Consider the following 24277-nt stretch of genomic DNA (forward strand, 5'->3'; position numbering starts at 1 on the left):
AATCGGAGATGCGGTTCGTTACGCCAAGGATATTACGACGTCGTTGATCCAGGCACAGACATTCGGAATTGGAGCGGAACGTAAGGCATTCGAACTAACAGACATTTTCCATGCAGATCAGTACGGACCCATTTGGAAACAGGGACAATTCGAGATGAACGCAGCTACACCCGAAAATATTTCTGTCCATGCTCTGTAAGAACATGCTTCATGGTGCTCTATACATCTGTTGACCCCTGTTCGGATTCGTCTAGGTGGGGCGCTGGTACAGACAATTGATTTTCCCGCGATTATTCGGAGCATTACGAAAAGAATTCAGTTGTTGACGGAGCGTTATGGAGGAAATATAAACACGGATGTAGCGATGAAAATATGTGAATTGGCAAGGGAGATTAGCCCAACGTCTTCCGGATTATTCTGAATGAGATGCATCGATACTCCAGTCTGAAAAAGAATCGGTTGATTGGAGTGGCATGATGGGTTAACTAACGTTTGTGAGGGAACTGTCCCCCTTTATCCCTTGGCTGAACGCTGCCCGTATTTTACATATCGGTAGGAACTCCACGTTTGGTTGTGGACAGATCGATGTGGTCTACAGGTCGATGTAAGGTGAAGGCTTCTTTTCCATCATCATTGTTCCAGTAGTAGTAATAAATTGCGAAATGCGATGAAGTTATCTGAGACAGGTGCGAATGCCAAGCTCACATGATTTCCCTGGGAGATTCGCACCTCGAAATTTGTCGAAATTTTTAATTTTATGCCCTTTTGGCAACAAGGATATTGAGTTCATATGCTGTTGTGGGATATAGTGGAGCTAATATGTGGAAAAAGTACCGGAAATACGTATTAAGGAATTCTAAACATAACTTGGTACGTGTATTTCCGTTGTCGCACTCCGTATGGAGTGCGTGGATTGAAATCAGGACGATGGTAAGCCAATTGACATTTCAGATGGTCGCACTCTGTATGAGTGCGTGGATTGAAATCTCCTCCTCAATCTCCTTCGTAGTTGAACTGATGCAGTCGCACTCTGTATGAAGTGTGTGGATTGAAATAGCCTTGGGCTTCCTTATGCTCTCGCGGCAAGTCAGTCGCATTCCGTATGGAGTGCGTGGATTGAAATAACTAGAGGCTCCGCAAAGCGACAAAGTCGGTGCCGTCGCACTCCGTATGGAGTGCGTGGATTAAAAAATCACAATGCTAAGTAGATCATCTAGTTTATATTGGTGTCACACTCTAGAGATGGGTTGATTGAAAACGTCCGTTTGTATTGACGCATTCTAATAATTCTGGTGCACTCCGTATGGAGCGCTAAGTCATCTTTTTATGGGGTTAAAAGCAAAGCTAAGAGATTTTCAGACAAAGTAGTATGTACATGGAAGTACCCCTGGGCAGAAACATACAACTGTATCATTCACCGTGAGAGGAATAAGTGATGGCTAAGAATGATTCATAGATTGCATGGATTGAAAATGCTAAATTGACATTGTGAAGTACATAAATTAGTGGAACACAAAAGAATATATGGTTTACTATCCTACTAAGAAATCAAGGAGGAAAACATTTGATAAATGGATTTTATTTAGATGAGTCTGGAAATAATAGATTTGGAGATATGCAACAATAGCCTGTTGTTAGGGTAGGGGCTTAGTCGTTATACAGCTTGAACGGGATTTTGAAGCGCTATCTTTTAAAGTAGCTTTGCAATTCAAAGGTGAGATAAAAGGATTTACAATTAAACAGGTTAATACGTTACCGTTCTTTCAAAAATATGAATTTCACAGAGGTCTTTCTTTGATGGGGACGATCTGTATTCTAAAATTCCGATTATTGATCGGTTTAAGTTTGCTGAAGGTATGAACCTTACACCATGGTCAGTTAGTATAGTTAGCTGACATCATTGTATTTCTTACAACTGTCTTTTGCGATTCGAATACGGATGTGCACCTCTTAAAGCAAAAAAATAAAGAATTAATAAACATATATCAAAAAATATAGCTCCTCTGATTCCAAAATTATGGGAGTATTCACAACTAAGGGAGCGTACCAATGTACGCTCCCTTAAAATGGTCGAACCAATGTGCGAGTCAATCAACATTATCTAATTAATACTATACTCTGTAACTGAATCTGAGTCTACGATATAACATTTTAAACACATCTTAATGGAGATAGAAATTAAGGTTTTTCCTTAAAAATAAAAAGGAGTTTGTCGTCTGAAGTCGAAATGTTAATATAAGTATTTTTCCTAATTATTGAGTGCAGGAACAGGTTTGGGATCTCTTTTCTTAAAGGAAGAAGTGAACTTGTATGACCTATATTGCCCATATCCGTCAGAAAGATGGAGAAATTCAGACCGTTCAAGATCATTTGGTTGAAGTGCAACAAGGAGCCGAGCAGGCTGGAGAGAAAATAGGTGTCAGATATTTGGCGGGGATTGCCGGCCTTTTACATGATATGGGGAAGAATACGGATGCTTTTCGAAATTACATTCAGGAAGCAGTAGCTCATCCCGATGCCCCTCCCCGTAAAGGTTCCGTAGATCACTCCACTGCCGGTGGCAAGCTACTACATCATCGTTACCATGTCAGTGGTGCAACGGCTCAGGACAAGTATACCGCAGAATGGATTGCCAACTGTATTATCTCACATCATCAGGGTCTAAGAGACTACATCTCGCCTGATAAAACTTCACCATACCTGGAGCGTGTTGTTTCAAAGGAATTAGAACACTATGAGCAAGCGAAAGAAGAGTTTTTCAAGCTAAATCCTCCTGAACGTTTGGATAAGTTATTCGAATTAGCCACCTCAGAGCTTCAACAATACATACAAATTATCAATAAGCATAAACTTCCACGCATTGCGGGCTCACTGCTCATTAAATATATCTTTAGTTGCCTGATCGATGCAGACCGAACCAACACGAGACAATTTGAAGAAAATGAACCATCCACAGAAAAAGTAGATTACAGATCTTTCTTTCAAACAAGCTATGAATTGTTATCTCAACATTTAACTGGCCTTGAGCAAGGAAGTAAAGCAAACACACCCATTAATCGATTACGACGGGAAATGTCCAGCCAATGTGAAGAGTTCGCTCTTCGCCCTTCCGGCGTATACACCCTTTCTATACCAACGGGAGGGGGAAAAACACTTGCCAGTATGCGTTACGCCCTAAAACATGCCATTGAACATAACAAGCAACGGATTATATATATCGTTCCGTATACGACCATTATTGAACAGAACGCGGCAGAGATTCGCAGCATTTTGCAGAACGATGACATGATTTTGGAGCACCACTCTAACGTTGTAGACGACATGGATGATGAACGCAAAGAGGGCGACGAAGGGGAAACCTATGATGCGCGCAAACAGAGTCTTAAGCTTGCCCGTGATCACTGGGATCGGCCTATTATTTTTACGACGATGGTCCAGTACCTGAATACTTTCTATGCGAAAGGAACCCGAAACGTACGAAGATTACATCAGCTTTCCAATGCAGTCATCGTATTTGATGAAGTGCAATCCGTTCCTGTTCGATGCATCTCACTCTTCAACGCTGCACTGAATTTCCTGCATGTGATTGGACGCTCCAGTTTGTTGCTCTGTACAGCTACTCAACCCGCGCTTGATTTTGTGAAGCACAAACTTCATTTTTCGGAGCAACCTGAGATTATACAGAATTTAGACCGCGTTGGACGCAGTTTCAAACGAGTCGAATTGCATGATCTTACACAAGATACAGCCTTAGGCTGGGACGCAGATGAATTATCTTCTTTTGTACAGGAACAAATGAGAGAAGTAAACAGCGTACTGGTCATTTTAAACACAAAAACGGCAGTCCGTAAACTGTTTGAACACTTGAATGAAGAGGAATGGCTACAAGACAGCGGGGTTCAAATTGTTCATCTAAGTACTAATATGTGTGCTGCACATCGTAAAGAAGTCCTATCTGGAGAGAATGGCGTAATCCAACGACTGGCCAAGGGAGAACGAATCATCTGTGTGAGCACACAGCTTATTGAGGCAGGGGTGAACATCAGCTTCGAATGTGTGGTTCGATCTTTGTCTGGTCTGGATTCGATTGCCCAGGCGGCTGGTCGATGTAATCGACACGGCAAAGATGAGATTCGTAATGTATACATTATCCGATCGTCGGATGAAGTATTGACCCACTTACCTGAGATTAAAATTGGTGCCGAAAAAACGGAGCGAGTGCTCCATGATTTCAGGGAAGATCCCGAGTCACTGGGGAATGATTTATTATCATCTGAAGCAATTGCTCGTTATTTTAAATATTACTTTCATGATATTCAAGACAAAATGCATTACCCTATTCCTAAACTCGAACAGAATTTGTTTGATCTGATGGACCGGAACCGCTATTACGTGGATGCATACCAAAAGAAACATGCGACAAAACCTGAAGTTGTTAATCATTATGCTATCGCTACAGCAGAGAAATACTTTGAAGCAATATCGACGAATGCCACTGCTGTACTTGTTCCTTACGGGGAAAAAGGCAAGGAACTGATTATTGAACTGAATGGTGAGTTGGAGCCGAGTGAATTGGGGGATCTGTTGCGAAGAGCCCAGCAGTATACGGTGAACATCTATGATCACGAACTCAAGACATTAGAAAAAAGTGGGGACTTGTATCCATTGTTACATGGTCACGTCCTTGCTCTACGGGAACCAGCATACTCTGAAGACTTTGGTGTGGAATCCAAAGGGGAGGGCGCTTGGGAAACAATGATGATATGAAACGGTCAGGCTAACGTAAAGTGGGGAGCTTCATGACACATGTTTCTCCCTCCTATATCCAATAGAAAGGAGCCGAAACATTGAGAAACCAAATCGAGTTTGAGGTGTCGGGAAACTATGCGTTATTTACCGATCCACTCACGAAACTTGGAGGAGAAAAATTATCTTATCAGATTCCTACATATCAAGCCCTCAAAGGGATCGTGGAATCCATTTACTGGAAGCCGACGCTGATCTGGATTATAGACGAAGTCCGCATCATGAATCCAATTCAAACGGAATCGAAGGGCATGCGTCCGATTGAATACAGCGGGGGCAATACACTGGCCTATTACACCTATTTAAGAGATGTTCGATATCAGGTGAAGGCTCATTTTGAATTTAATCCTCATCGTGAAGATCTGGTACATGACCAGAACGAACACAAACACCACAATATCGCTAAACGAGCTGTCCAGGTTGGAGGACGAAGAGATATTTTCTTGGGAACTCGTGAATGTCAGGGCTACGTCGAACCATGCCATTTTGGTGAAGAAGAGAGCTTCTATGATCGTATAGGTGAGCTTGATTTTGGCACAATGCTACACGGAATCAGTTACCCGGATGAAACAGGAAGCAATGAGCGAGAGGTTCGCCTGTGGAAAGCGAAAATGCAGCATGGAGTGATTCGTTTTATCCGTCCGGATGAATGCACATTGATACGCAAAGCGGGAGAAGGTACAGCTAAAATATTTGGCTCAGAGAATATGCAGTCTGTTGATGATTTACACTCGGAGTGGTTCGATAATGAGGTGAGTAAATGAGCTGGCTTGCTAATTTATGCAAAACGTATGATGATCATGCCGATGTCGTAGGGCTATTTCAAATGAAGAAAAGCGGCAAGGAATACGCCTTGATTCCAATCTCGCACACAACCCAGACCGCGCATATTGAAGTGCATCTGAATGAAAAAGGAGATATCGTAAATGCCAAAGTAGTAGAAAAGAATGATGGCAGCACGGTTATCCCTTGCACCGAAGCTTCCGCAAGTCGAACGAGTGCGCCTGTACCGTATCCGCTTTTTGACAAGTTAGCCTATGTTGCAGGAGATTACACTCAGTTCTGCGGAGAAGCCAAAGGAACACCGTATCAAGATTATTTGATCCAACTGAAAGCTTGGTGCGAATCTCCCTTTAGTCACCCTAGAGTACAGAGTGTGCTTCACTATGTCAGCAAAGGCACACTCATCGCTGATTTAGTAAGCAGAGGCATACTTCATGTGGATAGCCAAGGTAAGCTGCTGGAGAAGTGGACCGCAGGGCCTGGCGACCAGGAAGGGAAAAAGCCTGACATCTTCAATGTCATTGCTTCGGATCAGAGTGGTGCATTTGTCCGATTTGCTGTAAATATTCCAGGAGAACCCGAATCCAGACTATGGCGGGATGCTTCGGTGCAACAATCATTTATCCAGTTCTACGAGATGAGTTTGCAGGACAAGGATATCTGTTTCGTGACAGGAGATTACCTACCAGTTGCTGATAAACATGCTTCTCGGATACGTCACTCAGGAGACAAGTCCAAATTGATCTCCGCCAACGACTCCAGTGGATTTACGTATCGGGGACGTTTTCGTACCAGTCGAGATGCAGCAGTAGTCAGCTACGAAGCTTCACAGAAAGGCCATAACGCGCTGAAGTGGCTTATTGATCGACAAGGAACCACTATAGACGGCAAAGTTTTTCTGGTGTGGGGTAGTACAAGTCTGGATATGCCAGAACCTCAAGAAGATTCTTTTAGTTTATGGGAAGATGAAGATGATCAGGAAGCTCTTGCTGGTGGAGATACAACACATAAGGATTTTGCCTTGCAAATCAGGAAGGCGATTGGTGGCTTTCGATACGATGGGGAGTATAACTCCAAGCATGAAGTGACTTTGATGACACTGGATGCGGCCACACCAGGACGAATGTCGATTATGTTTTATCGGAGTTTAGATCAGAACGAGTATCTGGACCGGATAACAGCTTGGCATGAGACTTGTTACTGGATACATCGCTATCGTAAAAATAAAAACGACAAACCCGTCTCGTTTATTGGAGCGCCCGCGACGAAAGACATTGCTTTTGCAGCCTATGGCCCACGAGCCAGTGACAAGGTAGTTAAAGGACTCATGGAGCGGATGCTTCCATGTATCATTGATCAACGTCCCATTCCGCTGGATATTGTTCGCAGTTCTATCCAACGTGCATCCAACCCGGTAGGCATGGAAAATTGGGAATGGGAGAAAACGCTGAGTATTACTTGCGCACTTGTTAATAAGAAGGAGGGGTACGGAGTGAGTCTGAATACCGAAACAACGGATCGTAGCTACTTATTTGGCAGAATGCTTGCCATTGCAGATGTATTAGAGAGAAGTGCTCTGGGAAAAGAGGAAAAACGAGCAACAAATGCCATTCGATATATGAACGCCTTTGCGCAACGACCAGGCAGAACTTGGAGCATTATTCAATCTAATCTCCAACCTTACCAAGCGCGAATGGGGACGAGTGCCAGATATTATAATTCGTTGCTAGATGAAGTTGGAGCCAAACTTCAATTAGAAGATTTTACAGACAAGCCACTCACGGGATTATACTTATTAGGATTTTATAGTCAGCGTAACGATTTATATACAAGTAGAAAAGATAAAGAAGCCGCGGCTGCACTTGATAAAGACGATGAAAACCAATTGAACGAACAAGGGGATAACTAAATGAGTATACTTGATCACAAAATCGATTTTGCTGTTGTACTGTCTGTTCGTAATGCCAACCCGAATGGTGATCCATTGAATGGAAACCGCCCTCGTCAGAACTATAATGGTTTAGGGGAAATCTCGGATGTATGTATCAAACGTAAAATTCGTAACCGTCTGCAGGATATGGGAGAGTCCATTCTCGTACAATCCGATGAAAAACGTAATGATAGTCACCGTTCTATTAAAGATCGTGTTGATGCCAATGAGAATGTGCAAGAACATGCCAAAGGCAAGAAGGCAAACAAAGATCTGTATGCGGAGGCTGCTTGTCATTCCTGGATAGACGTACGTAGCTTTGGACAAGTATTTGCTTTTAGCGGTACCGATGTCTCTGTGGGTATTCGGGGTCCAGTATCCATCCATACTGCGGTAAGCTTGGATCGGATTGATATTTCCAGCATGCAGATTACGAAGAGTGTAAACTCGGTCACAACGGCTAAAGATCCGGACAAAAAAGGATCGGATACGATGGGCATGAAGCATCGCGTAGATTTTGGAGTATATGTATTCTATGGCAGTATCAACACGCAACTGGCTGAGAAGACCGGCTTTACATATGAAGACGCAGAGAAAATTCGTGAATCACTGAGAACGTTATTTGAAAATGATACGTCTTCTGCCCGTCCTGACGGTAGTATGGAGGTGCACCAACTGTATTGGTGGGAGCATAGTTCCAAGATGGGGCAATATTCATCTGCGAAAGTTCATCGTTCTCTGCAAATTGAATTGAAGCCAGACGTAGCAGAAGCAAAGTCCTACGATGATTATAACTATACGGTGGTGCCACTGGAAGGCTTGGCAGTCCAAGAATATGAAGGACTATAACGAAGAGGATTATCTGCTGCTTTCGGGTATTCAGCATTTTAACTTTTGCAGAAGGCAGTGGGCATTAATTCATATCGAACAGCAGTGGGAAGACAACGTACGTACAATAGAGGGAGATCATTTGCATCGAAAGGCAGATCAACCAGCGCTTCGTGAAAAACGGGGGGATAAACTGGTGGTTCGTGCGCTTCCGGTGCAATCGAGGGAACTTGGGATCACAGGCATCTGTGATGTAGTTGAATTCATTCGTGATCCATCTGGAGTTCCACTTGCGGGAGAGGAAGGGTTATACCTTCCTTATCCTGTTGAATACAAACGTGGGAAGCCCAAACGAAATGATTCGGATCACTCCCAATTGGTAGCACAAGTCATATGTCTCGAAGAAATGCTCGTATGTGATATTCCCAAGGCCTATTTTTATTATGACGAGATCAAACATAGGGTTGAAGTCATCATTACTGCGGCAGATCGGGAACGAGTGAAGGCAAGTATTCAAGAGATGAGACATTATTTTGAGCGGAACCATACACCCAAAGCCAAAGCCGGGCCACATTGCCTGAGTTGTTCTTTAAACAATATTTGTGTACCTGATATCTTGAACAAACGCTCCGTTTCAAGTTACATCGAAAGCAGGTTGAATGAATGAAAAAGCTGCTGAACACCTTATTTGTAACATTACCCGATACATACCTTGGACTGGATGGGGAAAACATTGTGGTGAAGCAGGAGGAAGAAATTCTTGCTCGCTATCCGCTGCATAATTTGGAGGCCGTTTGTACCTTTGGCTATGCTGGAGTAAGTCCAGCACTGATGGGGGCTTGTGCGTCACGCAATGTTAGTTTGACATTTATGACACGAACGGGGCGATTCCTCGCACGGGTGATTGGTGAGGATCGAGGAAATGTGGTTCTTCGCAAAGAACAGTATCGTATCTCGGACGATGAGGTGCGTAGTGCGCGGGTTGCTCGTAATATGATTACAGGCAAGTTATACAACAACAAGTGGATTTTGGAACGAGCCACACGGGATTATGCATTACGCATCGAGACGGAACGAATCAAGAAGGTCACGGAGTCGCTAGGCGAAACGATGAAGCTGTTGCGCGAGGTGGAGCAATTGGATATATTGCGTGGATTGGAAGGATCGGCTGCCGTGCAATATAACTCTGTGTTCGATGATTTGATTCTACAGCAAAAAGAATCGTTTTATTTTTATGGACGTAGCCGACGTCCTCCGCTGGATAAAGTGAATGCACTATTATCCTTTGCCTATACCTTGCTCGCTAATGATATGAAGTCCGCACTTGAATCTGTTGGACTTGATGCATACGTTGGTTTTTTGCATCGGGATCGTCCTGGCAGAGCTTCACTTGCATTGGATATGATGGAGGAACTTCGAGGAGTGTACGCAGACCGGTTTGTACTTTCTCTCATTAATAAAAAGGTAGTTAACGATAAAGGTTTTTATGTGAAAGAAAATCTCGCAGTGATTATGGATGATGAGACGAGAAAGAAAGTGTTGAAAGCATGGCAGGAGCGCAAACAGGAAAAGATTATGCATCCGTATTTAAATGAAAAAATACCTTGGGGTCTTGTACCATACACTCAAGCGTTACTACTGGCAAGATATATACGTGGGGATCTGGATGAGTATCCCCCGTTTTTGTGGAAGTAGGTGTGACGATTGCTTATTTTGATTACGTATGATGTAAGCACGATAGATAGTGAAGGGCGTAGAAGACTATCTAAAGTGGCGAAAAAGTGTGTGGATCACGGTCAGCGAGTGCAGAACTCAGTGTTTGAATGTATACTGGATGCTGCCCAATTTAGACGATTAAGATTCGAACTGGAAGAATTAATCGATAAGGATACTGATAGTCTTCGATTTTATAACTTAGGTGATAATTACAAAAGTAAAGTCCAACATGTAGGAGCGAAAGATTCCTTTGATATGGGGGATCCATTAATACTGTAGCAGCTGCGAATGCCAAGCTCACATGATTTCCCGGGGGGATTCGCACCTCGAAAATTGTCGAAAAGGTCATTTTTGTGACCTTTTGGCAATGATTTAAGGCTAAAAATTTTTAGTAACAGTTTTGAATAAGTAGAAATATCGAAAATACGTTATTAGCTATTCTTGAAATATAGTTATTACGTCACTTTTCGCTGTCGCACTCTGTATGGAGTGCGTGGATTGAAATCGCCCACAACGCCAAATATGACGTAATGGTCACCCGTCGCACTCTGTATGGAGTGCGTGGATTGAAATACCTCATTACTGACATTATTATTATAAATATTGTTGTCGCACTCTGTATGGAGTGCGTGGATTGAAATAAGTCCTCGGAAGATATATCGACTTCCTTCTCGAGTCGCACTCTGTATGGAGTGCGTGGATTGAAATTGACCATCAATAAGACCAACAAATTTAGCGTTGGTCGCACTCTGTATGGAGTGCGTGGATTGAAATAGTCTTTGTACTATACTTATCCCAGTAATAAAGGGGTCGCACTCTGTATGGAGTGCGTGGATTCAAATTACCTGGAGAACCAGAGAGCTACGCTGAAGTATTGCAGTTCCCCGCAAGAGTATGCAGATAGAAGTACTGGCACGAGAATTAAGGGTAATTGATCGGTGAGTTGTATATTATTGATTATTTGACTTTTATCCGAACGAAGAGAAACTCCGGTTCTCATTTAAGCCTGACTAGACCATTACTCTTACCTATCACTCGATAACCAAGTTTTTGTATTTAGTAGAATACTGAGAAAGATATATTCATCCTCCAGCTGTAAGAGCTGTTGAAATTTTTTTAGGAAAAAGTCTTTACAAACTAATGTTAAACATGATATATTATTTTTCCGGCCAAATAAACGGCCTAAACAAGTTTGATCTTTGAAAACTGAACAACGAGTGAGTAACGATCTTGCTTGCAAGATCAAAAATGAGATTTTTATCTCGTCAGATTCAAAATGAGCTTATCGCTCTTTTCAATACTTTATTGGAGAGTTTGATCCTGGCTCAGGACGAACGCTGGCGGCATGCCTAATACATGCAAGTCGAGCGGACTTGAAGAGAAGCTTGCTTCTCGGATGGTTAGCGGCGGACGGGTGAGTAACACGTAGGCAACCTGCCCTCAAGTTTGGGACAACTACCGGAAACGGTAGCTAATACCGAATAATTGTTTTCTTCGCCTGAAGGAAACTGGAAAGACGGAGCAATCTGTCACTTGGGGATGGGCCTGCGGCGCATTAGCTAGTTGGTGAGGTAACGGCTCACCAAGGCGACGATGCGTAGCCGACCTGAGAGGGTGATCGGCCACACTGGGACTGAGACACGGCCCAGACTCCTACGGGAGGCAGCAGTAGGGAATCTTCCGCAATGGGCGAAAGCCTGACGGAGCAATGCCGCGTGAGTGATGAAGGTTTTCGGATCGTAAAGCTCTGTTGCCAGGGAAGAACGCTTGGGAGAGTAACTGCTCTCAAGGTGACGGTACCTGAGAAGAAAGCCCCGGCTAACTACGTGCCAGCAGCCGCGGTAATACGTAGGGGGCAAGCGTTGTCCGGAATTATTGGGCGTAAAGCGCGCGCAGGCGGTCATTTAAGTCTGGTGTTTAATCCCGGGGCTCAACCCCGGATCGCACTGGAAACTGGGTGACTTGAGTGCAGAAGAGGAGAGTGGAATTCCACGTGTAGCGGTGAAATGCGTAGATATGTGGAGGAACACCAGTGGCGAAGGCGACTCTCTGGGCTGTAACTGACGCTGAGGCGCGAAAGCGTGGGGAGCAAACAGGATTAGATACCCTGGTAGTCCACGCCGTAAACGATGAGTGCTAGGTGTTAGGGGTTTCGATACCCTTGGTGCCGAAGTTAACACATTAAGCACTCCGCCTGGGGAGTACGGTCGCAAGACTGAAACTCAAAGGAATTGACGGGGACCCGCACAAGCAGTGGAGTATGTGGTTTAATTCGAAGCAACGCGAAGAACCTTACCAGGTCTTGACATCCCTCTGATCGGTACAGAGATGTATCTTTCCTTCGGGACAGAGGAGACAGGTGGTGCATGGTTGTCGTCAGCTCGTGTCGTGAGATGTTGGGTTAAGTCCCGCAACGAGCGCAACCCTTATATTTAGTTGCCAGCATTTCGGATGGGCACTCTAGATAGACTGCCGGTGACAAACCGGAGGAAGGTGGGGATGACGTCAAATCATCATGCCCCTTATGACCTGGGCTACACACGTACTACAATGGCCGGTACAACGGGCTGCGAAATCGCGAGATGGAGCCAATCCCAACAAAGCCGGTCTCAGTTCGGATTGCAGGCTGCAACTCGCCTGCATGAAGTCGGAATTGCTAGTAATCGCGGATCAGCATGCCGCGGTGAATACGTTCCCGGGTCTTGTACACACCGCCCGTCACACCACGAGAGTTTATAACACCCGAAGTCGGTGGGGTAACCGCAAGGAGCCAGCCGCCGAAGGTGGGATAGATGATTGGGGTGAAGTCGTAACAAGGTAGCCGTATCGGAAGGTGCGGCTGGATCACCTCCTTTCTATGGAGAATCGTTTCCTGCAACGGAAACATTCAAATATGCAGCTTAGCTGCAAAACACTCACTCGTTGCTCAGTTTTGAGAGCTCAAACTCTCAAACAGCTTGCTTTTGCATGGAGCTTGTTCTTTGAAAACTAGATATCGAAACGAAACAAACGCGAATTAGAACATTCCTTTTTAGCTGAACTTGTGCAAACAAGTTTCAATAAAAACGGTAGATTGCAATTGCTCATATTGAGCAATTGGTTAAGCTACTAAGAGCACACGGAGGATGCCTAGGCGCTAGGAGCCGATGAAGGACGTGGCGAACAACGAAACTGCCTCGGGGAGCTGTAAGCAAGCTTTGATCCGGGGGTGTCCGAATGGGGAAACCCAGCTGGGGTAATTTCCAGTTACTCACAACTGAATACATAGGTTGTGTAGAGGCATACCAGGGGAACTGAAACATCTAAGTACCCTGAGGAAGAGAAAACAATAGTGATTCCGTCAGTAGCGGCGAGCGAACGCGGAGAAGCCCAAACCAGAGAGCTTGCTCTTTGGGGTTGTGGGACGTCTCACATGGAGTTACAAAGGAACCGGTTAAGCGAAGAGGTCTGGAAAGGCCCGCCAAAGAAGGTAAAAGCCCTGTAGTTGAAAGTTGGTTCCCTCCGAGACGGATCCCGAGTAGTGCGGGGCACGTGAAACCCCGTATGAATCCGGCAGGACCATCTGCCAAGGCTAAATACTTCCTAGCGACCGATAGTGAAGCAGTACCGTGAGGGAAAGGTGAAAAGCACCCCGGAAGGGGAGTGAAATAGAACCTGAAACCGTGTGCTTACAAAAAGTCAGAGCCCGTTTTAGGGGTGATGGCGTGCCTTTTGTAGAATGAACCGGCGAGTTACGTTCCCGTGCAAGGTTAAGGTGAAGAGCCGGAGCCGCAGCGAAAGCGAGTCTGAATAGGGCGATGTAGTACGTGGACGTAGACCCGAAACCGGGTGATCTACCCCTGTCCAGGGTGAAGGTGCGGTAACACGCACTGGAGGCCCGAACCCACGCATGTTGAAAAATGCGGGGATGAGGTGGGGGTAGCGGAGAAATTCCAATCGAACTCGGAGATAGCTGGTTCTCCCCGAAATAGCTTTAGGGCTAGCCTCGGAAAACAGAGTCGTGGAGGTAGAGCACTGATTGGGTGCGGGGCCCGCAAGGGTTACCAAGCTCAGTCAAACTCCGAATGCCATAGACTTACTTCCGGGAGTCAGACAGTGAGTGCTAAGATCCATTGTCAAAAGGGAAACAGCCCAGACCATCAGCTAAGGTCCCCAAGTGTGTGTTAAGTGGGAAAGGATGTGGAGTTGCACAGACAACCAGGATGTTGGCTTAGAAGCAGCCATCATTGAAAGAGTGCGTAATAGCTCACTGGTCGAGTGACTCTGCGCCGAAAATGTAACGGGGCTAAACACACCACCGAAGCTATGGCTTGATGCTTTGCATCAGGGGTAGGGGAGCGTTGTATAAGGGTTGAAGGTGTACCGTAAGGAGCGCTGGACATTATACAAGTGAGAATGCCGGTATGAGTAACGAAAAGATCAGTGAGAATCTGATCCGCCGAAAGCCTAAGGGTTCCTGAGGAAGGCTCGTCCGCTCAGGGTAAGTCGGGACCTAAGGCGAGGCCGAAAGGCGTAGTCGAAGGACAACAGGTCGAAATTCCTGTACCACCGTAAGCCGTTATGAGCAATGGGGGGACGCAGTAGGGTAGTGACGCGGACTGATGGATGTCCGTCTAAGCAGTAAGGCTGATGTGTAGGCAAATCCGCACATTGTAAGGCTGAGCTGTGATGGGGAGCGAAAATTATAGTAGCGAAGGTCATGATCTCACACTGCCAAGAAAAGCCTCTAGCCAGGTGATGGTGCCCGTACCGCAAACCGACACAGGTAGGCGAGAAGAGTATTCTAAGGCGCGCGGAAGAACTCTCGTTAAGGAACTCGGCAAAATGACCCCGTAACTTCGGGAGAAGGGGTGCCCCGGTAGTGTGAATAGCACGAGGGGGCCGCAGTGAAAAGGCCCAAGCGACTGTTTAGCAAAAACACAGGTCTGTGCGAAGCCGTAAGGCGAAGTATACGGGCTGACGCCTGCCCGGTGCTGGAAGGTTAAGGGGAGTGGTTAGGAGCAATCCGAAGCTGTGAACCGAAGCCCCAGTAAACGGCGGCCGTAACTATAACGGTCCTAAGGTAGCGAAATTCCTTGTCAGGTAAATTCTGACCCGCACGAATGGCGTAACGACTTGGGCGCTGTCTCAACGAGAGATCCGGTGAAATTTTAATACCTGTGAAGATGCAGGTTACCCGCGACAAGACGGAAAGACCCCATGGAGCTTTACTGCAGCTTGATATTGAATTTGGGTACGATCTGTACAGGATAGGTGGGAGCCTTTGAAACGTGAGCGCCAGCTTGCGTGGAGGCAACGTTGGGATACCACCCTGATCGTATCTAGGTTCTAACCTGGTACCGTAATCCGGTGCGGGGACAGTGTCAGGTGGGCAGTTTGACTGGGGCGGTCGCCTCCTAAAGAGTAACGGAGGCGCCCAAAGGTTCCCTCAGAATGGTTGGAAATCATTCGAAGAGTGCAAAGGCATAAGGGAGCTTGACTGCGAGACCTACAAGTCGAGCAGGGACGAAAGTCGGGCTTAGTGATCCGGTGGTACCGCATGGAAGGGCCATCGCTCAACGGATAAAAGCTACCCTGGGGATAACAGGCTTATCTCCCCCAAGAGTCCACATCGACGGGGAGGTTTGGCACCTCGATGTCGGCTCATCGCATCCTGGGGCTGAAGTAGGTCCCAAGGGTTGGGCTGTTCGCCCATTAAAGCGGTACGCGAGCTGGGTTCAGAACGTCGTGAGACAGTTCGGTCCCTATCTGTCGTGGGCGTAGGAAATTTGAGAGGAGCTGTCCTTAGTACGAGAGGACCGGGATGGACGTACCGCTGGTGTACCAGTTGTTCCGCCAGGAGCACCGCTGGGTAGCTATGTACGGACGGGATAAACGCTGAAAGCATCTAAGCGTGAAGCCCCCCTCAAGATGAGATTTCCCAGTATGTAAGACCCCTTGAAGACGACGAGGTAGATAGGCTGGGGGTGGAAGTGCAGCAATGCATGGAGCTGACCAGTACTAATCGGTCGAGGGCTTATCCAATAGCAAGTTGTCATTCGCATGTTTCGTTTCGAATCTAGTTTTCAGAGAACGATCTCTGAATGTAAGCTAAGCTATGCGTTTGGTGGCGATGGCGGAGGGGTTCCACACGTACCCATCCCGAACACGACCGTTAAGCCCTCTAGCGCCGATGGTACTTGGACCGCAGGGTCCTGGGAGAGTAGGACGCCGCCAAGCGAAACCCCGCTGGGGTATTTTTTTTGGCTTTTCTTGAGAATTTAAGTGATGAGAACAATTGGCAGATTTAAATTCTTCTTCAGGAGTAAGTAAGGCCCGTTGGTCAAGGGGTTAAGACACCTCCCTTTCACGGAGGTAACAGGGGTTCGAATCCCCTACGGGTCATAATAAGGCGGTGTAGCTCAGCTGGCTAGAGCGTACGGTTCATACCCGTGAGGTCGGGGGTTCGATTCCCTTCGCCGCTACCATTTTTTAGGGGCATAGTTTAAAGGTAGAACAACGGTCTCCAAAACCGTTGGTGTGGGTTCAATTCCTGCTGCCCCTGCCATTTTATTAAGAGCCATTAGCTCAGTTGGTAGAGCACCTGACTTTTAATCAGGGTGTCGAAGGTTCGAGCCCTTCATGGCTCATTGTTATATATGCATGCGGTATTAAGAGAAAAACATAGTCTCTTTGACCTGGGGTATAAACTCTTTCCAGGTGAATCCTCTGTATAGCAAGACATGGAGAAAAGGTCGAGAGTCATCTTTACAAACAATGGTCTCTTCGACAGACAAGAGAATAATTCCTATCCCATCAACGGATAATGGACGCACCATGTAGTAAAATCTAAGAACGCTATAACTTTTGAATTAATCCGATTATAATATCCCTATTGGAAAAGAGGCTATCCTTATGGACAGCCTCTTTCTTATATTTATTTCCTTAACCACGTGAAGGAAATTCGCCTTGCAAGCATATGATAAAAGTCTGTGTAATAAAAGGTTGCATATTGTTATGTGGCTGAGATGAACCGGTCACTCCTACAGCCATAGGCGTCATATCTGTGCTTGGAGTGTTATTGTACAATGGGGGCTGCGGTGCTGTGGGAATAGGCTTGGCAGCTTGGGCCCAGTACGCATCTTTAGGTGAAGTTTGATTCCCTGTCGCAACAATACCTTGAGGTGTGTGCGTATGAGCAGGGATTTCGGTTTGATTTAGCGTGACAGTTGCATCTCCAACCTTTTCTCCAACAGTACGAGGAGTTAGACCTGTTCCGGAACCTTGATGAATAACAGCGGAACCCATCAGATTGGGCAATGCAAAGGTCGATTTTCCATCTCCACCATACTGTACACCCAGTATAGAAAATAGAGCTGTATTTTGGTTAATTGACATCAATTGACCATTACATAATGCCCAGCCTTTTGGTGCGAAATTTCCAGAAAAAATTCGGATTTCACCGATATACGCATCAGCCAAAGTCATGTCCTCCTTAATTAGTTGCGAGAAGGGAAAATTCCCTGAATCGCAATGGCGTAATTCAATACGGTGTATGGTTGCATATTGTTATGCGGTTGAGAACCGCCGGCTCCTGAGAGACTTCCTGAATTCATAGTTTCTTGTCCAGGGGTGGATCCGAATGAATTCGGGACAGCTGCCCAAACGTTATTTAGTGGAGTTGCCACCGATGGATTGGTTTCAGAAGCTGTTACTTGATGGTTATGTATCGGCATCTCATTAATGGTTAACGTGTGAGCTGCTTCACCCTGTTTAGTGCCCAGAGGAATTGTATTTGACACATGTATCGGTACTCGTCCACGATAGTCTGGAAGTGCGAAAGTAGTGATACCATCTCCTCCGTAGACGTTGCCAAGCAAAGAGTAGAGAGCTTGGTTGCTGTTGATCTGCAAGATTTGTCCTTCGCAATAAGCCCAGTTACGAGGGGCATAGTTGTTGGCGAACAATCGGATCTCGCCCAAAAATGGTTCTGACATGAGGTGACCTCCTCTATTTTTTTATTCTCTTTAAGGTTGAGACGGGAATATGCCCTCTAGACAGATAATGAACGAGATGACAGTTGAAGGCATCATGTTGTCATGAGCCTGGTTTCCACCAACAGCAGATACAGATGCGTTATTCATATTCACTGTAGTGGGGTTATCTGACGTGTAATAGATTTTTCGTGGTGAGTTAGACCAGGTTGCATTAGTTGGCGTTGAGGTAATTGTAGAGGAATTTGACGCAGTGTACACCGAATGCGTATGTACAGGGAGTTGATTAGAAACTAATGTAACCGCCTCATTACCTGCTTTTTGCCCACGAATCAACGTAGGGTTTGGATGTACAGCCACTCTACCTTGCAAATCAGGCAAAGCAAACGTAGTTTGGCCATCTCCGCCATACGTTGTTCCAAGTAGAGCGAACAGAGCCTCATTTTCAGCAATGGATACTATTTGTCCATTACACAAAGCCCATCCAATAGGAGCAAAATTCCCCGCAAACATTCGAATCTCACCTAAATAAGCTTCACTCATTCGCTTTCACCTCACTAGATTCTGATGTTAATTCATTTGTTCTCAAAGGGATACCATTCCATAAGTTGATATAAACCTGTGCTGTGTACAGGAACGAAGTTAAGCTTCTGATACAGCCTCATTGCCCTGTTCATGGCGCTTAAGCGAATAGTTGCGCCAGCATGACTTGCCCGTTGTTGTAGATCCATAATTAGGCTCATACCTATACCCCGATTCCGATACTCTGGAAGTAGAGATATATCAATGAGCACCCATTCTTGCCCTTGTTCAAGTACGTAAGTTTGACCTACAGAGATATTATTTTCACGTACGATCATACGAGTTGCATCTGGGTAAGAGGCCGCATAAGACATGGTTTGAGCTCTCCATTGCATACGCAAAAATAGTTCTTGTTCCTCTAGCTCCCAGTTCCAACTTTGTAATTCGTCTTGGCGGGTTAATGAATACAACTGATACAAAAACGCTTCATCTTCGAGTTTTGCTGCAACTGTATCAATCACTTTTTATTTTCTCCTTTAATTCCAAGGTGATGGCTAGATATAGTTGTCATAATTTGTTTATAACAGATGGAAGAAGGGCTGTCATTAAAAATTTTGCAGTTTCGAATCGAATGGTGACGAAAATTTATAACAAAACTTCAAAAAAACACCTTAGAACAAGTTGGGAATGGGTTGAAAGTCATTGTTTTATGAAAAAAGTCCCTAATTTTATATTTACCTATACCAAAGTCTCGTTTATGATGAGAGTAATTTCCATTTCATCCTTCGACAAACTTCATCGGGAAATAGATAGGCAATAATAATTGCCAATTAAATCATTTCAGGGGGCCGGACATGTCTTTGTTTCCGAGAAAAAAGAGTTTGAATCGTATACTCCGAACTACATTGGCAAGTATTTTACTCATTAGTTCTTTTAGTGGTGGGGGTTTATCTTCTAAAGCGAACGCCGCTACTTGGAGTACCGTACATCATGTTCCTTCAAGTTTTCAAACTATTGTGGAATATGGCGATGGTACATTTTTGTCTTTAGGTTATTTCCTGGATTTTCATCTATCGACAGATGCCGTGACTTGGGACAATCGAAATCTGGGGTTTACAGTGGAACCCACTAATGTGAAGTTTCTGAATTCTACTTGGTTTATTACTGCCTCAGATGGAGTTTATAAGTCAAATGATCCCACAACCGGATGGACCCCTATGAATTCATTTTTTGAAAACAAGCATATCAACGATATTGCTTATAGTCCCGTTACTAACCGTTATGTGTTAGCGGGAAACGGAAAACTATATTCATTCATAGAAAATGGTACCCCAGAGGTAGTGTATACGAATACAAACCTTGATTTTTACCGAGTGGTGTACGGCAATGGGATGTTTATTGCAACAACTTATAATGAAGGACAAGTAGCTAAAATCTTCCGTTCTTCCGATGGGTTAGCATGGACTGAGGTATATACAACTAATCCCACCCAAGCCATTTTCGATGTTGCCTATGGAAACAATACATTTGTAGCGGTTGGTGATGCTGGACAGGCGTATGTTTCAAATGATGGAGTAACTTGGAGCAAGACGACAGTATTGAATTACAGCAACGTTAGTTTAAATTCAGTGACGTATGCTGCAGGTAAATTTTATACCGTTAGCGCAAATGAAAGAGTTGCAACCTCAATAAACGGGGTTGTTTGGGAAGAGGAATGGAGTAATCTATCCTCATCCATTGATTTTGCCGACGTCATTATAGGTGGAGGACGAGCAGTTGCAGTAGGTTATGACAGTCAAACATATGACGGTCATATAAAGTCTGCTCCCGCCCCACACGTGAATAGTGTGACTGTGACCCCAGCTAACCCAAGTGTGAAGCAAGGGGAAACAGAACAACTGACAGCAATCGTGGATGTCAGCGGTGGAGCGGCGCAAACTGTTACGTGGAGCAGTAGTGACACGAACGGCAATGTTACGGTAGATGCGAATGGATTGGTGAATGTGGCTGTAAACACTACACCAGGCACATATACGATTACAGCAACTTCAACAGTTGATGGTACCAAGTCAGGTAGTGCAACGATTACGGTTACCTCGGCACCGGCAGTAAACAGTGTGATGGTCAGTCCGACTAGCTCTAATGTGGTGCAAGGAGATACAGAGCAACTAACGGCCACTGTGAACGTCAGCGGTGGAGCGGCGCAAACTGTTACGTGGAGCAGTAGTGACACGAACGGCAATGTTACGGTAGATGCGAACGGACTGGTGAGTGTGTCAGCAAATACCCCACCTGGTCCTTATACAATTACAGCAACGTCAACGTTTGACGGTACTAAATCGGGTAGTGCAACGATCATGGTTACCTCGGCACCGGCAGTAAACAGTGTGACGGTCAGTCCGTCTAATCCTAGTGTGGTGCAAGGAGATACAGAACAACTAACCGCCACTGTGGATGTCAGCGGTGGAGCGGCTCAAACCGTTACGTGGGCCAGTAGTGACACGAACGGCAATGTTACGGTAGATGCGAACGGACTGGTGAGTGTAGCAGCAAATACCCCACCTGGTCCTTATACAATTACAGCAACGTCAACGTTTGACGGTACTAAATCAGGTAATGCAACGATCACGGTTACCTCTGCCCCAGCAGTAAACAGTGTGACGGTCAGTCCGTCTAACCCTAGTGTGGTGCAAGGTGATACAGAACAATTAACCGCCACTGTGGATGTAAGCGGTGGAGCGGCTCAAACCGTTACGTGGGCCAGTAGTGATTTGAACAGCAATGTTACGGTAAATGCGAACGGACTGGTGAGTGTAGCAGCAAATACCCCACCTGGTCCGTATACAATTACAGCAACGTCAACGTTTGACGGTACTAAATCAGGTAGTGCAACGATCACGGTTACCTCTGCCCCAGCAATAAACAGTGTGACGGTCAGTCCGTCTAACCCTAATGTGGTGCAAGGAGATACAGAGCAATTAACCGCCACTGTGAATGTAAGCGGTGGAGCGGCCCAAACTGTTACGTGGACCAGTAGTGACACGAACGGTAATGTTACGGTAGATGCGAACGGACTGGTGAGTGTAGCAACAAATACCCTACCTGGTCCGTATACAATTACAGCAACGTCGACGTTTGACGGTACTAAATCAGGTAGTGCAACGATCACGGTTACCTCAGCACCGGCAGTAAACAGTGTGACGGTCAGTCCGTCTAACCCTAATGTGGTACAAGGAGATACAGAGCAACTAACGGCCACTGTGAATGTAAGCGGTGGAGCGACCCAAACTGTTACGTGGAGCAGTAGTGACACGAATGGCAATGTCACGGTAGATGCGAATGGATTGGTAAGTGTGGCAGCAAATACCCCACCTGGTCCGTATACAATTACAGCAACTTCTTCTTTTGATAGTACCAAGACAGGGAGTACAACGATTACAGTGACTTCTGCACCAGAAGTCAACAGTGTAACTGTGAGTCCTACCTATTCAAGTGTGCTGCAAGGTGATACACAGCAGCTCACAGCTACTGTGAATGTCAGTGGTGGAGCAGCCCAAACCGTGACATGGAGCAGCAGTGATACGAGCGGAAATGTCAAAGTGGATGAAAATGGATTGGTAAGTGTCGCTCCAAACACAACACCTGGTCCATATACGATTACCGCGATCTCAACGGCCAACAGCAGTAAATCGGGCAACGCTACAATAAATGTAGTTACTGAAATCGAACAATACACTGTGACGATAAACAATTTGGTAGGTGGCACAATTAGTGTTGCCCCTACGATCTCCCCATCCGGTAACTTAATTAGCTTGAACATTCTACCGGATTTCGGGAAGAGAGTAAAAATAGGATCGCTGAAGTATACCTTTAATTCTGTGGATTATCCGATCGTGGGTGAAACTTTCATCATGCCAAGCGGGGATGTTACCATTAGCGCAGAGTTCGAAGATATCTCAGAGCCGATACCTTTTTTAAGTATTGTGGCTCCATTATTTTCACCTGTAACGGTTGGTTATGAACAACCTTCAGCAAAGAAATTAATCATCACGAATGCCGGGGCGGCTGATACCACCATTCGTAGTCTAACTTCCAGTGAACCCAATACATTTGTGGTTGAAGGAAGTGGCAATAATGTAGCTGCGGGTGAAAGTATCGACACGTGGAGCGTTAGACCGGTAGTAGGCTTACCAGCCGGAACCTATACTTCTGTGATTACAGCTGTTTATGGAGACGGGGAAATAGCAACAACTAACCTTGTACTTACTGTCAATTCTTCCAATAGTTCAGGTGGCGGTGGAAATTCAGGCAATAGCGGCAGTGGAGGAGGCTCACAAGGTGGCGGAACACCATCAACAAACCCACCTCAGCTAGAGCCAAGTGGTGTCCCTGTTGTAATAAACGGTAAGTCAGAGAAGATCGGCAGGTTGGATACAAAAATCGTTGATAATAGAACCATAACAACTCTTACGCCGGATCCTAGCAAACTTCTAGAATGGTTGGCGAAAGAAGGTCAGAATGCTGTAGTGACTATTCCTGTGAATGAGTCATCGGATTCCATTGTGGGAATATTAACAGGGGATGTTGTTAAAAAGATGATAGAGCAATCTGCTGTTTTAGAACTGGTCACCCCGCTTGCCACGTATAGACTACCTGCGAGCCAAATCTCAATTGAGGGGGTAGCGGGTCAACTTGGTGCGGATGATACACTATCACACATGACGATTGAGTTAACAATCTCAAAAGCTCTTCCTTCGGAATCAAGCATTGCAAAGGACTCGACGATTTCAAAAGGTGCTTTACTTTTAGTGGATCCTGTCCATTTTACGTTAATGGCTGAATTTAAAGGTTCAAGAAAGGAAATAAATCGCTTCAATACGTACGTTGAACGGTATATTCCACTTCCGGAGACCGTCGATCCAAATCAGATTACGACAGGAATTGTTGTAGGGTCGGATGGTTCCACTCATCATGTACCAACTTATGTCGAGAAGAAAGATAATCGCTACCACGCAGTGATTAATAGCTTGTCCAATAGCTTGTACACTCTGGTTTGGCACCCAGTCGAATTTACTGATGTGACGAACCATTGGGCAAAAGACGCAATCAATGACATGGGATCACGAATGATTGTTACGGGAGTTAGGGAGGATATTTTCGAACCGAATAGGAGCATTACACGTGCAGAGTTCTCTGCTATGGTTGTAAGAGGGCTGGGTATAGTACCGTTAACTGGCGAAACTTCATTTATCGATGTAAATAAGTCCGATTGGTTTGCTGATTATATCTATACAGCTCACGAATATCAATTAATTGAGGGTTATAATGATGCTGAATTTGCTCCTATGGATACCATCACTCGTGAACAAGCTATGACAATTATTGCGAAAGCGATGAAGATCACAGGTATCAATCCGGATTTATTGCCTGATCAAGTAAACACGTTGATCGGACAATATAAAGACGATTCATCGATTTCAAGCTATGCCAGAGGTCATATAGCAGCTGGTTTAGCAACGGGTATTATGAATGGTAGAACAACGACTACGATTCAACCGAAGGGCCAAATCACACGTGCTGAAGTGGCTACGTTACTTCAAAAATTACTTAAGAAGTCGAATTTGATTCAATAGAAGCATGAAAGCGAAGGATCAGACCAAGAGGGTCTGATCTTTTGCTTATTAAGATTCCAATGAGCAAATACGATCTGTATTTTTGA

14 protein-coding genes, 4 tRNA genes, 3 rRNA genes and 1 CRISPR repeat array are annotated in these 24277 nt (G+C 45.3%); of the genes, 17 read left to right on the top strand and 4 right to left on the bottom strand.

The features are described from left to right. The first annotated feature begins 229 nt into the window (after positions 1-229). From MKY28_RS30685 to MKY28_RS30760, 16 genes are all read left to right on the top strand, one after another. Positions 230-421: a hypothetical protein gene (locus MKY28_RS30685; protein ID WP_340938295.1), complete on the top strand. Its 192-nt coding sequence runs from the start codon at positions 230-232 to the stop codon at positions 419-421. A gap of 73 nt (positions 422-494) precedes the next feature. Then, positions 495-608 (top strand): hypothetical protein, encoded by a 114-nt coding sequence (locus MKY28_RS30690; RefSeq protein WP_340938297.1) that lies wholly within the window; start codon positions 495-497, stop codon positions 606-608. 1702 nt (positions 609-2310) lie between these two features. Beyond that, the gene (cas3, locus tag MKY28_RS30695; protein ID WP_340938299.1) at positions 2311-4767 is read left to right on the top strand and encodes a CRISPR-associated helicase Cas3'; all 2457 of its coding nucleotides are present in this window, start codon (positions 2311-2313) and stop codon (positions 4765-4767) included. 80 nt (positions 4768-4847) lie between these two features. Beyond that, the gene (cas5c, locus tag MKY28_RS30700) at positions 4848-5570 is read left to right on the top strand and encodes a type I-C CRISPR-associated protein Cas5c (RefSeq protein ID WP_340938301.1); all 723 of its coding nucleotides are present in this window, start codon (positions 4848-4850) and stop codon (positions 5568-5570) included. Next, the gene (gene cas8c, locus MKY28_RS30705; protein ID WP_340938302.1) at positions 5567-7498 is read left to right on the top strand and encodes a type I-C CRISPR-associated protein Cas8c/Csd1; all 1932 of its coding nucleotides are present in this window, start codon (positions 5567-5569) and stop codon (positions 7496-7498) included. The genes cas5c and cas8c overlap by 4 nt, the downstream gene beginning before the upstream one ends. Then, entirely contained in the window at positions 7499-8368 is an 870-nt protein-coding gene (cas7c, locus tag MKY28_RS30710) for a type I-C CRISPR-associated protein Cas7/Csd2 (RefSeq protein ID WP_340938303.1), read from the top strand. It begins immediately after the preceding gene. After that, the gene (cas4, locus tag MKY28_RS30715; RefSeq protein WP_017690349.1) at positions 8355-9014 is read left to right on the top strand and encodes a CRISPR-associated protein Cas4; all 660 of its coding nucleotides are present in this window, start codon (positions 8355-8357) and stop codon (positions 9012-9014) included. Before cas7c ends, cas4 begins: the two co-directional genes overlap by 14 nt. After that, the gene (gene cas1c, locus MKY28_RS30720; RefSeq protein WP_101314297.1) at positions 9011-10042 is read left to right on the top strand and encodes a type I-C CRISPR-associated endonuclease Cas1c; all 1032 of its coding nucleotides are present in this window, start codon (positions 9011-9013) and stop codon (positions 10040-10042) included. Before cas4 ends, cas1c begins: the two co-directional genes overlap by 4 nt. 9 nt (positions 10043-10051) lie before the next feature. Next, positions 10052-10342: a CRISPR-associated endonuclease Cas2 gene (gene cas2 / locus MKY28_RS30725; protein ID WP_340938307.1), complete on the top strand. Its 291-nt coding sequence runs from the start codon at positions 10052-10054 to the stop codon at positions 10340-10342. Between the two features lie 193 nt (positions 10343-10535). After that, positions 10536-10905: a CRISPR direct-repeat array (repeat unit 33 nt; unit sequence GTCGCACTCTGTATGGAGTGCGTGGATTGAAAT). Positions 10906-11365: 460 nt separating this feature from the next. Continuing rightward, a 16S ribosomal RNA gene (locus MKY28_RS30730) occupies positions 11366-12918 on the top strand. Positions 12919-13161: 243 nt separating this feature from the next. After that, a 23S ribosomal RNA gene (locus MKY28_RS30735) occupies positions 13162-16087 on the top strand. Between the two features lie 78 nt (positions 16088-16165). Next, positions 16166-16282 (top strand): 5S ribosomal RNA (gene rrf, locus MKY28_RS30740). Together the 16S, 23S and 5S rRNA genes with 4 tRNA genes alongside form the textbook arrangement of a ribosomal RNA operon. A gap of 93 nt (positions 16283-16375) precedes the next feature. After that, positions 16376-16447, top strand: a tRNA-Glu gene (locus tag MKY28_RS30745). 6 nt (positions 16448-16453) lie between these two features. After that, positions 16454-16530, top strand: a tRNA-Met gene (locus tag MKY28_RS30750). A 6-nt stretch (positions 16531-16536) separates the two neighbouring features. Beyond that, positions 16537-16610: transfer RNA gene (locus MKY28_RS30755), tRNA-Trp, on the top strand. 9 nt (positions 16611-16619) lie between these two features. Further along, a tRNA-Lys gene (locus MKY28_RS30760) sits at positions 16620-16692 on the top strand. 295 nt (positions 16693-16987) lie between these two features. Here MKY28_RS30760 and MKY28_RS30765 read toward each other — a convergent pair. Genes MKY28_RS30765 through MKY28_RS30780 form a run of 4 tightly spaced genes read right to left on the bottom strand, consistent with a single transcriptional unit; the run spans position 16988 to position 19079 of the window. After that, entirely contained in the window at positions 16988-17524 is a 537-nt protein-coding gene (locus tag MKY28_RS30765) for a phage tail protein (protein ID WP_149847017.1), read from the bottom strand. 17 nt (positions 17525-17541) lie between these two features. Then, positions 17542-18039 (bottom strand): phage tail protein, encoded by a 498-nt coding sequence (locus MKY28_RS30770; RefSeq protein ID WP_100529038.1) that lies wholly within the window; start codon positions 18037-18039, stop codon positions 17542-17544. Positions 18040-18069: 30 nt separating this feature from the next. Continuing rightward, on the bottom strand, positions 18070-18579 hold the full coding sequence (locus MKY28_RS30775) for a phage tail protein (protein WP_340938309.1): 510 nt from the start codon (positions 18577-18579) through the stop codon (positions 18070-18072). A 32-nt stretch (positions 18580-18611) separates the two neighbouring features. Further along, positions 18612-19079, bottom strand: a complete 468-nt coding sequence (locus MKY28_RS30780) for a GNAT family N-acetyltransferase (RefSeq protein WP_340938310.1) — start codon at positions 19077-19079, stop codon at positions 18612-18614. A 696-nt stretch (positions 19080-19775) separates the two neighbouring features. Between MKY28_RS30780 and MKY28_RS30785 the strand changes: the two genes are divergently transcribed. Next, complete coding sequence (locus MKY28_RS30785; RefSeq protein WP_340938312.1) at positions 19776-24191, top strand: Ig-like domain-containing protein; 4416 nt, start codon at positions 19776-19778, stop codon at positions 24189-24191. The last annotated feature ends 86 nt before the right edge of the window (positions 24192-24277 follow it).

Origin of the sequence: Paenibacillus sp. FSL R5-0473 (assembly GCF_038004565.1) — a bacterium.
Classification (GTDB): Bacteria; Bacillota; Bacilli; order Paenibacillales; family Paenibacillaceae; genus Paenibacillus; species Paenibacillus amylolyticus.

Coding starts and splice junctions, on each gene's coding strand:
- cas8c (WP_340938302.1), top strand. CDS start 5,567: ATGAGCTGGCTTGCTAATTTATGCAAAACGTATGATGATCATGCCGAT.
- MKY28_RS30770 (WP_100529038.1), bottom strand. CDS start 18,039: ATGTCAGAACCATTTTTGGGCGAGATCCGATTGTTCGCCAACAACTAT.
- MKY28_RS30775 (WP_340938309.1), bottom strand. CDS start 18,579: ATGAGTGAAGCTTATTTAGGTGAGATTCGAATGTTTGCGGGGAATTTT.
- cas4 (WP_017690349.1), top strand. CDS start 8,355: ATGAAGGACTATAACGAAGAGGATTATCTGCTGCTTTCGGGTATTCAG.
- MKY28_RS30785 (WP_340938312.1), top strand. CDS start 19,776: ATGAATTCATTTTTTGAAAACAAGCATATCAACGATATTGCTTATAGT.
- cas7c (WP_340938303.1), top strand. CDS start 7,499: ATGAGTATACTTGATCACAAAATCGATTTTGCTGTTGTACTGTCTGTT.
- cas1c (WP_101314297.1), top strand. CDS start 9,011: ATGAAAAAGCTGCTGAACACCTTATTTGTAACATTACCCGATACATAC.
- cas3 (WP_340938299.1), top strand. CDS start 2,311: ATGACCTATATTGCCCATATCCGTCAGAAAGATGGAGAAATTCAGACC.